The organism is Psychrobacter proteolyticus (assembly GCF_039762275.1).
Taxonomy (GTDB): domain Bacteria; phylum Pseudomonadota; class Gammaproteobacteria; order Pseudomonadales; family Moraxellaceae; genus Psychrobacter; species Psychrobacter proteolyticus_C.
In genome coordinates this window covers 81,939-96,068 of record NZ_JBDLOB010000009.1, presented here as the reverse complement: position 1 = coordinate 96,068, position 14,130 = coordinate 81,939, and the positions used below count along the sequence as shown (strand labels likewise).

The window sequence follows — 14,130 nt, the reverse complement described above, 5'->3', positions numbered from 1 at the left end:
GCTAATAATGGATATTTTTACTTATGATAGACGGAATTTGGTGGCTTGTCATATTGTTCGCTGTCATCGCAGTTTTATGGTTCGTGGCAAAATCGCGCGGCGCAAAAGCAGGTGAAAAGCATAGCGGCGCAAAATCAAAAAATGCAACACCGAATGATGCGCTGCAAAAAACATCAGCGATATTAAAACAGCATTTTGCTGATTATCGAGTCACACGTAAGGCAAATCATTTGCTCGTTAGCAAACAAGATAAAAAAATTGCAATGATTACGATTGATAAAAAAATTGCTGAAGGTCAGCGCCGTTTGGGTGATGTGCCAGTGATTAATTATCACCGTATACCCAGCCGTGCTCAGTTGACTGCCAATTTACAAGATGCAGAGTAAGTTCTATATAGGTGAGACCCTCAGAAGTATACAAGCACAGAAAAACCGCAAACATTTTGAAGTGTAGGTTTGATGAGTATAGGTAGTTTAAGATAGTACTAAGGGAAGGGTAGAGCAAGATTGTAAACATTATGATTGGTGCGCTCGGCGGGAATCGAACCCACGACCCTCGGCTTCGGAGACCGATACTCTATCCAACTGAGCTACGAGCGCATATGATAACGATATGTCTGACTGTCACGCTTAGATGCGCATGATAATTAGCATAAGGTGTCTAGAAATAAAGACCGCTTAGTCTAACAAATAAAAAGCATAAAGCCAATAAATGACAGTCGCGATTGAGGTTTTTTAAGAAAAAACAGTCAAGTCATTAAACAAGCATGGCAATTTACCTGCCTTTTCCCTTATAATGTTGGGGAGAATTCATATTTATAATCACCGATTGCAAGTGCGCTGGCACGCGGGATGGCTGTCTGCTATTGAAGACTTAGAGGTCGTCAAAGGAGGACAGACAGAATGTCCGAGCCGTGCTAGTCCTTGTATACGTAATAAGAGAACGTGACGAATGAGAAAAGTAGTTATGTTATCGGCAGCTGCCATTCTAGGAATCGCTAGTATCGCGGTGAGCCAAGCTGAAGATGTTGTAGACACTCCTGTAACTGCGTCAGACGTAGCAGAAGGCCAAGAGGTCGTAGAAGCCGCTCCAGCAGAAGACGAAAAAACTGCTGCTGCAGCGCCTGCCGCTGATGAAGAGCCAATTCCACAAGATACGCCGCAAGTACAGAAGCTAATTGCTTTGTATCCTAATCTGATTGCGCGTATCCAGCCTGTTGCCAATATTTGTTTTGAAGATGGTGAAGCTTGTGATGTAACGGCACGCTCATCTGGCCCAGCTGCTGGCGACGGTCCTCGTGACGGTAAAGCAGTATATAACGCCGTATGTCATACTTGTCATACAGCAGGCTTGTTAGGCTCTCCTATCTTTGGTGATGCTGGCGCTTGGGGTCCACGTATCGCAAAAGGTAAAGACACGCTATATACCCATGCTATCAATGGTTTCAATGCGATGCCTGCTAAAGGTGGCGCGGATATTCCTGATGAAGAAGTTCAAAATGCCGTAGATTATATGGTCGCAGAAGCAAGCTAATCTTTGTTGATTACCTTCCGAGCTTTTACGATGTATATCTATAAAGCGCCTATTTCAGTGATGAGATAGGCGCTTTTTCATGATGAGTATTATTAATATGGTACTTCGAATATAAGGCAGTTGAAATTCGCTATGAGTAGCCTCATTTTATGAGATTAGTTCATTTATTACCGTACATTGTCACCTTATAGATAGTAGAGTGTGTTGAACATTCTTATACGGCTTTTGCCTATATGATAATGATAGTCGAATGTTCAACACGGCCTATTATTCTAAAATCGCATTTTATACAAATTGATAACAAATAAAGAGGTCTTCATGTCTGATGCACCAGCACTCTCCATAAAAAACCTATCCAAAACCTACGACAATGGGTTTTCGGCATTAAAAGGGGTTGATTTAACGGTACCACAAGGTGGTTTCTTTGCGTTACTTGGGCCAAACGGCGCAGGTAAATCTACCATGATTGGTATTATTAGCTCATTGTTTAAGCCAACCACCGGTAGCGTTCATATTTTCGGCACAGACCTATTAGAGAACCCTTCGATTGCCAAGCAATACCTTGGTGTTGTACCGCAAGAATTTAACTTTAATATGTTCGAAAAAGTCGAAGATATCCTGATTACGCAAGCGGGTTATTTTGGTATTCCGGCAAAAGAAGCCAAACCACGCGCGAAGAGACTATTAACCGCGCTAGGATTATGGGATAAACGCGACAGCAAATCACGTGAGCTATCTGGTGGTATGAAACGCCGTTTGATGATTGCCCGTGCATTAATTCACAAACCAAAACTATTGATTCTTGATGAGCCAACGGCGGGTGTCGATATCGAGCTTCGCCGCTCGATGTGGGAATTTATGCAGCAGATTAATATCGAAGAAAATACCACTATTATTCTGACGACTCATTATCTCGAAGAAGCTGAGCAATTGTGTAAACGCATTGCGATCTTGGATCACGGCGAGATTCGAATCAATACGGAAATGAAAGAGCTACTGGCGCAGTTATCCGTAGAAACCTTTGTATTTGATTTGGATACGCCGCTCACTGAACAATTGGCTCTGACAGGAGTGACAGGGGTCTCGCAACCAGATGAGCAAACGCTAGAAGTTACCTTGACAGAAGGTGAGTCACTAAACGGTGTCTTTGATCAGTTGTCTGATAAAGGTATCAGTGTGGCGAGTATGCGCAATAAAGCCAACCGACTAGAAGAGTTGTTTATGCGCTTGGTAGACAAAAACATTCAGAGTGCAGATAGCATGAAGGAGGCGGGATTATGAGTCAGGAACTAGTCGATCATAATAAAACAATGTCATTGAGTAAGAAGTGGATTGCGTTTCGTACTATTTGGTTCAAAGAAGTGCGCCGTATTTTACGTATTTGGCCGCAGACATTACTACCACCAGTTATCACGATGAGTCTGTATTTTGTCATCTTCGGTAAAATGATTGGCTCGCGTGTGGGTGAGATGGGCGGTGTGCCATATATGCAGTTTATTGTGCCTGGTTTGATCATGATGTCGATCATTACCAACAGTTACTCTAATGTGGTCTCAAGCTTCTTTAGTGCTAAGTTCACGTCTAGTATCGAAGAGCTTTTGGTCTCGCCCGTATCCAAGCATGCTATTTTGATGGGTTATATCAGTGGTGGTATCTTCCGTGGACTGGCCATCGGCGTGATTGTCTCGATAGTGGCGCTGTTCTTTACTGATCTTGGTATCGAGCATTTATTTGTGACCGTATTTACGGTACTTGGCACGTCTATCTTATTTTCATTAGGCGGCTTTATCAATGCGGTATTTGCACGCTCATTTGATGATATTTCTATTATCCCGAGTTTTGTACTGACGCCACTGACCTATCTTGGTGGTGTGTTTTACTCGATGGAGAATTTATCGCCATTCTGGCAGAATATCTCGCTACTGAACCCTATCGTCTATATGGTCAACTCATTCCGTTACGGTATTCTTGGCTACTCTGATGTCAATGTTTGGTATTCAATGGCGGCTATTTTTGTGTTCTGTGCGATATTTTATACCATCGCTTATCGCTTGCTAAGTAACGGATCGCGCGTGCGTTTATAGTGTATATGATTCGCTAAGCATATTATTTAGAGTAAATTTTAAACGGTTTAATATTAGGAAGACAGATGAGTATTCATGGTATCTTGGGTGAGCAAACCACAGACTATCCAACTGAGTATAGCCCAGAGACGCTATATCCGATTGCGCGTAGCATGGGGCGTGATGCGATTGGTTGGCAAGACGATAAGTTAACCGTTGGTGTCGATTGGTGGCAGGCCTTTGAGATATCTTGGTTAAATCCGCAAGGTATCTCGCAAGTAGCGATTGCACGCTTTAGCATTCCTGCTAGCTCACCGTTTATCGTAGAATCAAAATCGCTTAAATTATATTTGAATAGTATTAATTTTACCGAGTTCGCCAGTTGGAACGTCGTACAAGCATTGATTGCGAAAGACCTGTCAGCTTGCTTGCAAGCAGATGTACAGGTAGCGTTATTTGGTTTAAACGATGATATAAATGGTCATGAAACAGCGTTATTGATTGCTCAGCCTGAGGGTGTTTGTATTGATGAGGCATTAGCAGATAGCACGGACAAAGTTGCGTTAACGGAACATCCTGACGCGTCGTTGCTGAGTGAAAACGAAGTAGGGGCTAGCGATGAAAGCGTGGCAAATGATGGTACGCAGCCGTATACTTTTTATTCCAATCTACTGCGTAGTAATTGCCCAGTGACCAATCAACCAGATTGGGGTACTTTGGCCGTATCGATTACAACTGATAAGCCTTTTGATAATGCAAATATGCTGCGCTATATACTGAGTTTCCGTCAGCATAATGGCTTCCATGAGCAGTGTGTTGAGCAGATATTTGCTGATTTGAGCCAGTATTATCAGCCAAGCGAGCTAATAGTACGGGCGTGGTATACGCGTCGCGGCGGTATCGATATCAATCCTTGCCGTGTCAGCGATATCAGTCTATTGCCTAAGCCAAGCCGTTTAATCCGCCAGTAAGTTCTTGCTAAAAATACGATGTTCATAAAAATACAATGTTAAGTAGTTTTTAAGCCAATAAAAAAGCGCCTATCTCATCATGTGAGATAGGCGCTTTTTGTTATATAGTCTTTAATTACAAAACTATTTACCGCTTACTTTTGCCATGACTTCTTCACGGCTCAGCATTTGTTTTTCGGCTTCACGACGATTGACGTACTCATACTTATCTTCCGCCAAGTTGCGATCAGACACGACGATACGATGCGGTATACCAATCAATTCAAGATCAGCAAACTTAACGCCTGGGCGCTCGTTACGATCGTCCAGTAGTACGTTGATGCCTTGAGCTTTTAACTCTTCATACAGGGCGGTTGCCGTCTGCATGACAGTCTCTTCTTTAGACTTCATCGGGATGATAGCGACTTCAAAAGGAGCGATTGAATCATCAACCGTTGGCGTTTTTGGCCACATGATGCCGTTTTCATCATTGTTCTGCTCGATAGCAGCGGCAATGATACGGCTAACGCCAATACCATAACAGCCCATCATCAAGGTAACAGGTTTGCCATCTTCACCAGAAACCGTACAGTTCATCGCTTGTGAGTATTTATCACCCAACTGGAAGATATGACCGACTTCGATACCGCGTTTGATTTTTAGGCTGCCTTTACCATCAGGAGACGGGTCACCTTCTTGTACATTGCGTACATCAACGATGCGAGTAATGCGAGTATCACGTGCCCAGTTCATACCGATAGTATGTTTGTTCACTTCGTTCGCACCGCAGACAAAATCTGACAACGCAGCTGCCGAACGATCAACGAATACAGGCATATCTAAATTAACACCGATATAGCCTTTGTGCAGGCCTGCCGCTTTTAGCTCTTCGTCAGATGCTAACGTCAATGGTACATTTGCTTCTTCGATTTTCTCAGCTTTAATAGTGTTGAGCTGATGATCGCCGCGCAACACGATAGCAATCAGTTGTGGCTCATCATTCTCAGTATGACCATGAACGATTAAGGTTTTAACCGTCGTTTCTAACGGGATATCCAAGTGTTCAGCAACCATTTTGCAGCTGGTCATGCCTTCGGTCAGAACGTCTTCACGCTCCATTTTCGGCGGTTGACGCTCAGCGGTGCTGACAGACTCTGCTAGCTCTACGTTGGCTGCATAGTCAGATGAGTCCGAAAACGCAATATCGTCTTCGCCGCTATCTGCCAATACATGGAACTCATGTGAGGCAAAGCCACCGATAGAGCCTGTATCTGCTTGTACGGCACGGAAATCTAAGCCCAAGCGGGTAAAGATGCGTGTATAAGCGTCATACATATCATGGTAAGTCTTGGCCAATGAAGCTTGATCCACATGGAAAGAGTAGGCATCTTTCATGGTGAATTCACGGGCGCGCATCACACCGAAGCGTGGACGAATCTCGTCACGGAATTTACCTTGAATCTGAAAGAAGGTAATCGGTAGTTGTTTATAACTACGTAGCTCACCTTGTGCTAGATTGGTGATGACTTCTTCGTGCGTTGGACCAAGCACAAAGTCGCGATCATGACGGTCTTTGAAGCGCAATAGCTCAGGACCATAATCATCAAAACGTCCGGTCGTTTGCCAAAGTTCAGCAGGCTGAGTCATCGGCATTAGCACTTCTTGTGCGCCGACATTTTGCATCTCTTCACGAACAATGCGTTCGACCTTTTGTAAGACGCGCAGACCCATAGGCAACCAAATATACAATCCAGAAGCAATCTTGCGGATAAGACCAGCACGCACCATCAATTGGCTTGAGGCGATGTCGGCGTCACTTGGGGTTTCTTTTAGTGTGGCAAATAAAAATTGACTGGCTTTCATAAATAAAGCGTAACCTTATCAACGATAAAAAAATAAGAAATAGTAGGATGTTGAGCGTATGGCTAATCGTTTCATTGCCGCCGCAAGCTTACCTTTATCACTTAGCAATAATCTAGGGTATTTCCTAGTTACCAACCTGCTTATATACAAAGCACATCAGTAAAAACCACTCTTATAAAAGAGAGGCAAATTTGATTTGATGTATCAATATGCCAAAATGCAATATATTCAGGTTAAAACCCTGATAAATGCTTTGAGACTGACATTTTATTCATACAATCTGACTATGTTAGGTAAAGTTCGCCTAAGACGCAATGACTTTTTGTCTTTTCAGACCGAACGTGACGCAAAGGCCTCAATAAAGGATAAATAATTGAGCTATTCATATGATTTTATAGCGAAAGCACTACTTATTTGGGCGATAGTTTATCAAGGTGGTTGCGTAGAGGTTTATGGATAAAGTTATGTAGAGGAATGGTAGCCACTACTTGAAGTTACTGCACAATAGTCGCATTTATAGAATAAGCATCTGTTCCATTTTTACAACGCTCTTAGCCTTACCAAACGATGCAACATTATAAAGGTAGCTTCTATGGATAATCCTGATATGAATAACGCTAATGCCACTCAAAAGCCTGCGAAACGTCCTATTGCGACAATGTCATGGGTGATATTACTCATCGGTCTAGCCGCGATTGTTTTTGCTATTTATAGCGCGCAAAACAAACCAGAAGAAGCGCCGATAGAAACTATTACTCGCGAAGGGGTGGTTACGCAAATTCAGCAGTTAAATCGTTTACATACCGTCGCATTCAGTGTCGATACAGTAATTACGAGCGAGAGACCCGGGAGCTGGATGAAACTATGGCAAGACGAGCAAAAGGCCTTGTTTATCGCTCATGGTCGCGTAGAAGCAGGCGTTGATTTGAGTGCACTGACACCTGAGATGGTACAGGTAGTGCAACCTGCTCAAGCTAATGTAGACGAAGAGCAAGTAGCTGATGCCAAGTCATCAGCTGCCACTATGCCGCAAATCAATATTACTTTGCCTCCTACAGAGATATTTTCAGTATATCTAGATGATATCGAGATTTATGACTGGCAGACAGGGGCTTTTGGCATGATGCAAGTCGACCCTAAGATATTGGCACAAGCACAGACCATGGCAAAAAAAGAAGTGCTTGAGCGTGCCTGCCGAGGTGATGTCATGAATATGGCACTGCAAAATGCGCAAACACAATTGCAGCAGCTATTTGCACTCACGGGAGCGGTAGTGACGGTTACTACTCAGGGTGCAGGCGCGTGCCAGTTGCCAGTCACTACCAATGGCTAGTCTGTTAGTTGTTTTCTAAAATTAAGCTTCTTTTTTAAATTCGGCGATAGCTAGCTTGCGTACTGATTTATGCTCGACCATTGGCGCAGGATAGTCGACATCGGCAAACTTACCATCTTTTGCCAATTCTTTACGCATCTTATCTTCGTTGTGCAAGATACTGTTAGGAATATCTTTTAACTCTGGTAGCCAAGTTTTAATAAACAGAGCTTTAGAATCGTGCGTATTGGCTTGGCTAAAGGGGTTCATAATGCGGAAGTAGGGCGCTGAGTCAGTACCTGTCGATGCGCTCCATTGCCAGCCGCCGTTATTGGACGCAAAATCGCCATCTATCAGCTGCTGCATAAAGTAACGCTCACCCAAGCGCCAATCAATCAATAAATCCTTCGTTAAAAACATCGCCGTGACCATTCGTAAGCGATTATGCATAAACCCTGTTGCATTTAGGCAACGCATTGCTGCATCTACGAGCGGCACGCCTGTCATGCCTGCGCACCATGTCTCAAAATCATCGTTGTCATATGACCAATTGATCTTAGTGTCAGTCTCTTCTTTATAGGCTTTATGACGGATCAGGTTTGGTTTTTCGACCAGTACATGACGATAAAAGTCTCGCCACGCAAGCTCACTTATCCAACGATTGATGTCTTCGTTATCGCCGTCATTGCCGTGTAGCTTCTCTTGTGCTTTGCTCGCTTGTAGATAGCAGAGTCTAGGACTGATAGAGCCTATAGTGAGATAAGCCGATAGCTGACTGGTTGCATGCAAATGGGGGACATCACGGCTCACATCATAATCATTAATATCATCATCGACGAATGCCTCTAGACGCTGGCAAGCGGCCGACTCACCTGCAGGATAAGCGTCTCTTGCTTGGTCAAGCTGAGCTATCATATCGATATGCTGCAATGACTCATTCTTTTCTAATGTCTGCTGATAGTCACTCAGCATTTTTTCACTTAGTGTTTTGATATCGTCGATTGTATTGGCAAACGTTTGCGATGATGGTAGTTTGATTTTATAATCGCTATCCACTGCGGGTGCTTCATGCATTTGAATGGTGCTGACGTCCAACGTATGTCGCCATTTTTTATAAAATGGGGTAAAAACTTTATACATACTATCGCCATCATTGGTCGTAATGCTTTGCGGTGGCAAAATGCATTGGTCATGCCAGCGGACAAACTCGATATCGTCTTTTGTAAGTTGTTTACTTAATTGTTCATCACGATCAATCTCATTGCCTTCGTACTCGTGATTGGCCATGATGCAGCTGATTTCATTGTCATTGCATAAAGTCGTGAGCGCCTCTATACAGTCAGCAAAGCTTGGACAGAGCTGTACTGTTAAAGTGATATTCAGTTGCGATTGCAAGTCCTTTGCTAAAATAGGTAACGTGCGGGCAATATGATCGACTTGTACAAGGGATGTATCGTGCGCTTGCCACTGCTCAGGGGTTAAAAAGAATACTGCAGATACTGAAGCGTTGTCTTCTTTTGCACGTTCGCAAAGCGCTGCTAAAGCAGTATTGTCATGGATACGCAGGTCACGGCGAAACCACATCAAGTAATGCGGTGGATTTTTGCTAGTAGCATTGTCGTCAGTATCAGTAGCGGCTGTCTGTGCAGTCTTAGACATCAAAGTATCCCTATATTAATCAATCGCAATCATAAACAAAACTAAGGATAAAAGTATGCTAGGATAAGTTTTTGGATGCAATGGCTTTGCCGTTTGGTTAACAAAACCTCATCACATCTAACGATTTATCTTTAGCTTGAACCTATCTGATACCGCTATAATCGGTGTCATATTCAGCACCATGAAACGCAAGGTCACAAAATGCACGTTAAGTTTTGCGGGTTTACTCAGCTTAGTGATATACAGACTGCGGCACAGCTAGGTGCAGATGCAGTGGGTTTGGTGTTTTATCCACCAAGTCCACGTGCGGTCACAATAGCGCAGGCGCAAACTCTGAGCGCTGCCGTACCTGCTTTTGTCAGCGTGGTGGCACTGGTAGTCAATATGCCCAAAGATGAGCTGATTAACTTAGCAAGCAACGTCTCTTTTGATATTATCCAGTTCCATGGTGATGAAACGCCTGAGCAATGCCAACAGCTGGCAGGTATGGTCAATAAACGTTGGATCAAAGCATTGCGTATCAATACAGAGCAAGACAGTCTCGATAGCGTTCGCGCCCAAATTAATCAGTTTGCGACCGCAGGTGCCAGTAGTATTTTACTGGATGCTTATCATCAGCATAAGTATGGCGGTACAGGCGCACGTTTTGATTGGAGTCTCATTCCACATAACAGCGCACTACCGATCGTTTTGGCCGGTGGACTCGATGCCGACAATGTTGCCGCGACATTAGATTTGCCTATTTATGGCGTCGATGTGAGCGGTGGTATTGAGGTTGATAAAGGTAAAAAAGACGCTGCCAAAATGCGTGCCTTTATGAAAGCGGTCAAGCGTGATCGATGGCAAAACGCTACGGTCACTGGCGCCATCTAAGTAGGTTTGTATCAAGCTATTTGCGATACGTAATCTGCTTAGTTGATCGTTATTCCGATTTTTCTGCTTAAATCTTATTAGATTGTTATCTCTTTTTATTATTTTCTCTCTATTTATCTAAAGTTATCTAAAAAATACCACTTATTACAGTAGGAATTATCATGAGTCATGTCGAGAACAAGGATTTATCTGCTACCGCACAGTCTGTAAACACTTTTACCAATCCTGAAAACGTACAGGACTTCAACCAGTATCCTGATGCACGCGGTCATTTCGGTGTACATGGGGGACGTTTTGTCTCTGAGACGCTAATGGCTGCTCTAGAAGAGCTAGAAACGCTTTATACCAAAGTAAAAGCAGACCCAGCATTCTGGGAAGAGTATCACAACGATTTGGTCAATTATGTCGGTCGTCCAACGCCGCTGTATCATGCTAAGCGTTTGAGCGATGAGATTGGCGGTGCGCAAATTTACTTCAAACGTGAAGATCTAAACCATACAGGCGCGCATAAAGTAAATAACACCATTGGTCAGGCACTGCTTGCCAAAATGTGTGGAAAAAAACGTATCATCGCTGAGACTGGTGCAGGACAACATGGCGTAGCCACGGCAACCATTGCGGCACGCTTAGGGCTAGAATGTATCGTCTATATGGGTGCTGACGATGTCGAGCGTCAAAAGATGAACGTCTATCGTATGCGCTTGCTTGGCGCAACAGTTGTGCCAGTCACTTCTGGCTCACGCACTCTCAAAGATGCCATGAACGAAGCTATGCGTGACTGGGTGACCAATGTCGATAGCACCTATTACATTATCGGTACTGTGGCAGGCCCGCATCCTTATCCGCTATTGGTTCGTGACTTCCAAGCGATTATCGGTAAAGAAGCACGCATTCAGCATCTAGAAAAAACAGGAAAAATGCCTGATGCATTGGTTGCCTGTGTTGGCGGTGGCTCAAACGCGATTGGTTTGTTCTTTGATTTCCTAAACGATACTGAAGTTAAAATGTATGGTGTCGAGGCAACAGGTGATGGTATTGAGTCAGGTCGTCATTCAGCACCATTGGCGGCTGGTCGTATCGGCGTGCTACATGGTAACCGTACTTATCTGATGGCAGATGATGATGGCCAGATTCAAGAGACACATTCTATTTCAGCGGGTCTTGATTATCCTGGTGTCGGTCCAGAGCATAGCTTCCTAAAAGATATGAAGCGTGTTGAGTATGTTGGTTGTACGGATAAAGAGGCTCTAGAAGGCTTCCATGAAGCAACTCGCAAAGAAGGTATCATTCCTGCGCTTGAAACTGCTCATGCTGTCGCCTATGCATTGAAACTGGCTAAAACCATGACGCCTGATCAGACGATTATCGTTAATATGTCAGGTCGCGGTGACAAGGATCTGCATTCAGTGATGAAGGCGGAAGGGATTGAGTTGTAGTAACGAGTATCTTTATAAGTTATCAAATTTATAAGTTACTAGATTCTTCTTTATAAGAAAAATTGTTTGACCTTTTATTGTTCGATATACATTATTAGATAAAGGGTCAAACAAGCCAGTTTATAACAATTAAGAGACCACTATGACCAGAATTGAAAGTACCTTTGAAACCTTAAAATCACAAAATAAAAAAGCCTTGATTCCTTATGTAATGGCAGGCGATCCTAATCCGACCACTACTGTAGGTCTGTTGCATGACTTAGTGAAACACGGTGCCGATATGATCGAAGTCGGTTTACCATTCTCTGATCCAATGGCAGATGGCCCAACTGTAGCGTTGGCTGGCGAGCGTGCATTAGCAGCAGGTACGAGTACTCGCGATGCATTAAAGATGGTTGCAGAGTTCCGTCAAACAGATACGCAAACGCCAATTATCCTAATGGGTTATCTAAATCCTGTTGAAATCATCGGCTATGATAACTTTGTGGCGCTATGTGAGCAGTCAGGTGTTGATGGTTTGTTGATGGTAGATTTGCCGCCAGCAGAAGCGGGCAGCTTCACTCAGCATTTGACTGATCATTCGATGAATGAGATTTTCTTGCTATCGCCAACGACTTTGCCTGAGCGCCGTGAGCAAGTATTGACTCATTGTGGCGGCTATATTTATTATGTATCACTAAAAGGTGTGACTGGTTCAGCCACGCTAGATACTGACGATGTAGCAACTCAAGTTCAAGCAATCAAAGCGGAAACAGACCTGCCAGTATGCGTCGGCTTTGGTATCCGTGATGGTGCCTCTGCTAAGGCGATCGGTACTCATGCAGATGGCGTTATCGTCGGTAGTGCATTGGTACAGAATTTTGCCGATATTGATGCTAATGATACCGCCGCGGTTGCAAATGCACAGCAGAACATCATGGCAAAAATGGATGAGCTACGCGAAGCGTTAGACAGCTTAAGTGCTTAATAGCTATTGCTTTCATATTATTGTTACTTGAAGAAGTAGTTATTTGAAGAAATAGTTATTTGAAACGGCAAAGTCAAATTGGAGCTATTGTTTACCTAAGACTTTACTTAAAAGCTTTACGTGAAGACAATACTAAATGACTTTGCTAAAATTAGTTTACGAGTGTAAACTAACATCACTATTATATGGTGTCTGATAGCAGTGGTTTATTCGTCATTTTGATTGGCAAATACATTATCTATCAACAAGCGCATAATCAAATTACCGACATACGAGATTTATTTATCAGTATGTCGCATGACTGCTCATGTTATGACTGTGTTAGACGTTTTGTTTAGACAACCATTAAACTCTCAATGACAAGCGAATGAGCAAACTTGTCAATAAGCCTTTTATGATGGCAAATAATATGACTGATACAATAACAAAACCCGATAACAATACTGCTAAAGCCGCGCCAAACAGCAATACGGATAGGCAGTCATGGTTTAACCGTCCTATACCAGGTATCAAGCAGCATTTGACTGCGCCACTGTCTGCGGTAGAGACTGAACCGTCAACTAAGTGTAGCAATTGTCATTCGATGATTACCAACACAGCGCTGATCTTTAACTGTTATGTGTGCCCGCATTGTGATCATCATTTACCGATGAGTGCTCGTGAGCGCTTGAACTGGTTACTTGATCAAGTAGACGGCGAGACAGGACAAGAATTTACGGCAAAAGATCCATTGAGCTTTGTGGATAGTAAGCCATATCCTGCGCGTATGAGTGAAGCACAAGAAAAAACAGGTGAGACTGAGGCGTTGGTTGCTATGTATGGCAAACTGCGTAACCTTGATATCGTCGCCTGTGCTTTTGACTTCCGTTTTATGGGTGGGTCAATGGGTTCAGTCGTTGGTGATCGTTTCGTTCAAGCAGCTGAAAAAGCGCTAGAGCAAAAAGTACCTTTGGTTTGCTTTGCTGCTTCTGGCGGTGCACGTATGCAAGAAGGCCTATTGTCATTGATGCAAATGGCACGCACGGCAGCAGCGATTGAGCGTCTAAGAATCGCTGGGATTCCTTACATCGTGGTATTGACCAATCCTGTGTACGGCGGCGTAACTGCATCACTGGCGATGTTGGGTGATATCCATCTAGCAGAACCAAAAGCGATGATCGGTTTTGCTGGTAAGCGTGTAATCGAGCAGACCGTACGCGAGACGTTAGAAGAGCCATTCCAGCGTGCTGAATTCTTATTAGAGCATGGTGTGGTGGATGAAGTGGTACATCGTCATCAGCTAATCGATACGATATATCGTCTACTTGCAAAACTATGCCGCGTACCAAATGTAGATGCTCAATAAGGTAAATGACTCAGTATAATGAGTTATTTATTGAGTGCATAATGACTTAGCTGCGTGCTAACATCTACTGCATATGCAAGACCCCTAATAGCATTTATCGTCATTGCACGGTAAGTGCTATTTTTGGTT

Annotated in this window: 12 protein-coding genes and 1 tRNA gene; 10 read left to right on the top strand and 3 right to left on the bottom strand. The window is 43.5% G+C overall.

The features are described 5' to 3' along the window. Positions 1 to 23 precede the first annotated feature (23 nt). A complete protein-coding gene (locus ABFV72_RS12400) occupies positions 24 to 386 on the top strand; it encodes a hypothetical protein (protein WP_102091131.1) in 363 nt (120 codons plus the stop codon). Positions 387 to 522: 136 nt separating this feature from the next. Here ABFV72_RS12400 and ABFV72_RS12395 read toward each other — a convergent pair. Beyond that, positions 523 to 599, bottom strand: a tRNA-Arg gene (locus ABFV72_RS12395). Positions 600 to 966: 367 nt separating this feature from the next. Here ABFV72_RS12395 and ABFV72_RS12390 point away from each other — a divergent pair. The 4 genes from ABFV72_RS12390 (at position 967) to queF (ending at position 4,567) form a co-directional block, all read left to right on the top strand. Further along, on the top strand, positions 967 to 1,533 hold the full coding sequence (locus ABFV72_RS12390) for a c-type cytochrome (protein ID WP_431192104.1): 567 nt from the start codon (positions 967 to 969) through the stop codon (positions 1,531 to 1,533). Between the two features lie 318 nt (positions 1,534 to 1,851). Then, positions 1,852 to 2,814 carry an ABC transporter ATP-binding protein gene (locus ABFV72_RS12385; protein ID WP_101204942.1) on the top strand — a complete coding sequence of 321 codons (963 nt, stop codon included), beginning with the start codon at positions 1,852 to 1,854 and terminating at the stop codon, positions 2,812 to 2,814. A gap of 29 nt (positions 2,815 to 2,843) precedes the next feature. Continuing rightward, complete coding sequence (locus ABFV72_RS12380) at positions 2,844 to 3,617, top strand: ABC transporter permease (RefSeq protein ID WP_057762348.1); 774 nt, start codon at positions 2,844 to 2,846, stop codon at positions 3,615 to 3,617. Between the two features lie 65 nt (positions 3,618 to 3,682). Next, positions 3,683 to 4,567 (top strand): NADPH-dependent 7-cyano-7-deazaguanine reductase QueF, encoded by an 885-nt coding sequence (gene queF / locus ABFV72_RS12375; protein WP_347163965.1) that lies wholly within the window; start codon positions 3,683 to 3,685, stop codon positions 4,565 to 4,567. 123 nt (positions 4,568 to 4,690) lie between these two features. Here queF and ABFV72_RS12370 read toward each other — a convergent pair whose 3' ends face one another. Further along, complete coding sequence (locus ABFV72_RS12370; protein WP_102093514.1) at positions 4,691 to 6,409, bottom strand: proline--tRNA ligase; 1,719 nt, start codon at positions 6,407 to 6,409, stop codon at positions 4,691 to 4,693. Positions 6,410 to 7,001: 592 nt separating this feature from the next. On the opposite strand from ABFV72_RS12370, the gene ABFV72_RS12365 reads away from it, so the two are divergent. Next, positions 7,002 to 7,742: a DUF4230 domain-containing protein gene (locus ABFV72_RS12365; RefSeq protein WP_347163963.1), complete on the top strand. Its 741-nt coding sequence runs from the start codon at positions 7,002 to 7,004 to the stop codon at positions 7,740 to 7,742. Between the two features lie 21 nt (positions 7,743 to 7,763). Here the strand turns inward: ABFV72_RS12365 and ABFV72_RS12360 are convergent, their stop codons facing one another. Beyond that, positions 7,764 to 9,380 (bottom strand): cryptochrome/photolyase family protein, encoded by a 1,617-nt coding sequence (locus ABFV72_RS12360; protein WP_347163961.1) that lies wholly within the window; start codon positions 9,378 to 9,380, stop codon positions 7,764 to 7,766. A 171-nt stretch (positions 9,381 to 9,551) separates the two neighbouring features. Between ABFV72_RS12360 and ABFV72_RS12355 the strand changes: the two genes are divergently transcribed. The 4 genes from ABFV72_RS12355 to accD all read left to right on the top strand — a co-directional run bounded on the left by ABFV72_RS12355 (position 9,552) and on the right by accD (position 14,001). Beyond that, on the top strand, positions 9,552 to 10,253 hold the full coding sequence (locus ABFV72_RS12355; RefSeq protein ID WP_347164009.1) for a phosphoribosylanthranilate isomerase: 702 nt from the start codon (positions 9,552 to 9,554) through the stop codon (positions 10,251 to 10,253). A gap of 161 nt (positions 10,254 to 10,414) precedes the next feature. Continuing rightward, on the top strand, positions 10,415 to 11,689 hold the full coding sequence (trpB, locus tag ABFV72_RS12350) for a tryptophan synthase subunit beta (RefSeq protein WP_057758619.1): 1,275 nt from the start codon (positions 10,415 to 10,417) through the stop codon (positions 11,687 to 11,689). Between the two features lie 142 nt (positions 11,690 to 11,831). Then, a complete protein-coding gene (trpA, locus tag ABFV72_RS12345; protein WP_102091139.1) occupies positions 11,832 to 12,656 on the top strand; it encodes a tryptophan synthase subunit alpha in 825 nt (274 codons plus the stop codon). Positions 12,657 to 13,053: 397 nt separating this feature from the next. Further along, positions 13,054 to 14,001, top strand: coding sequence for an acetyl-CoA carboxylase, carboxyltransferase subunit beta (gene accD / locus ABFV72_RS12340; RefSeq protein WP_201556172.1), 948 nt, complete (start codon positions 13,054 to 13,056; stop codon positions 13,999 to 14,001). The last annotated feature ends 129 nt before the right edge of the window (positions 14,002 to 14,130 follow it).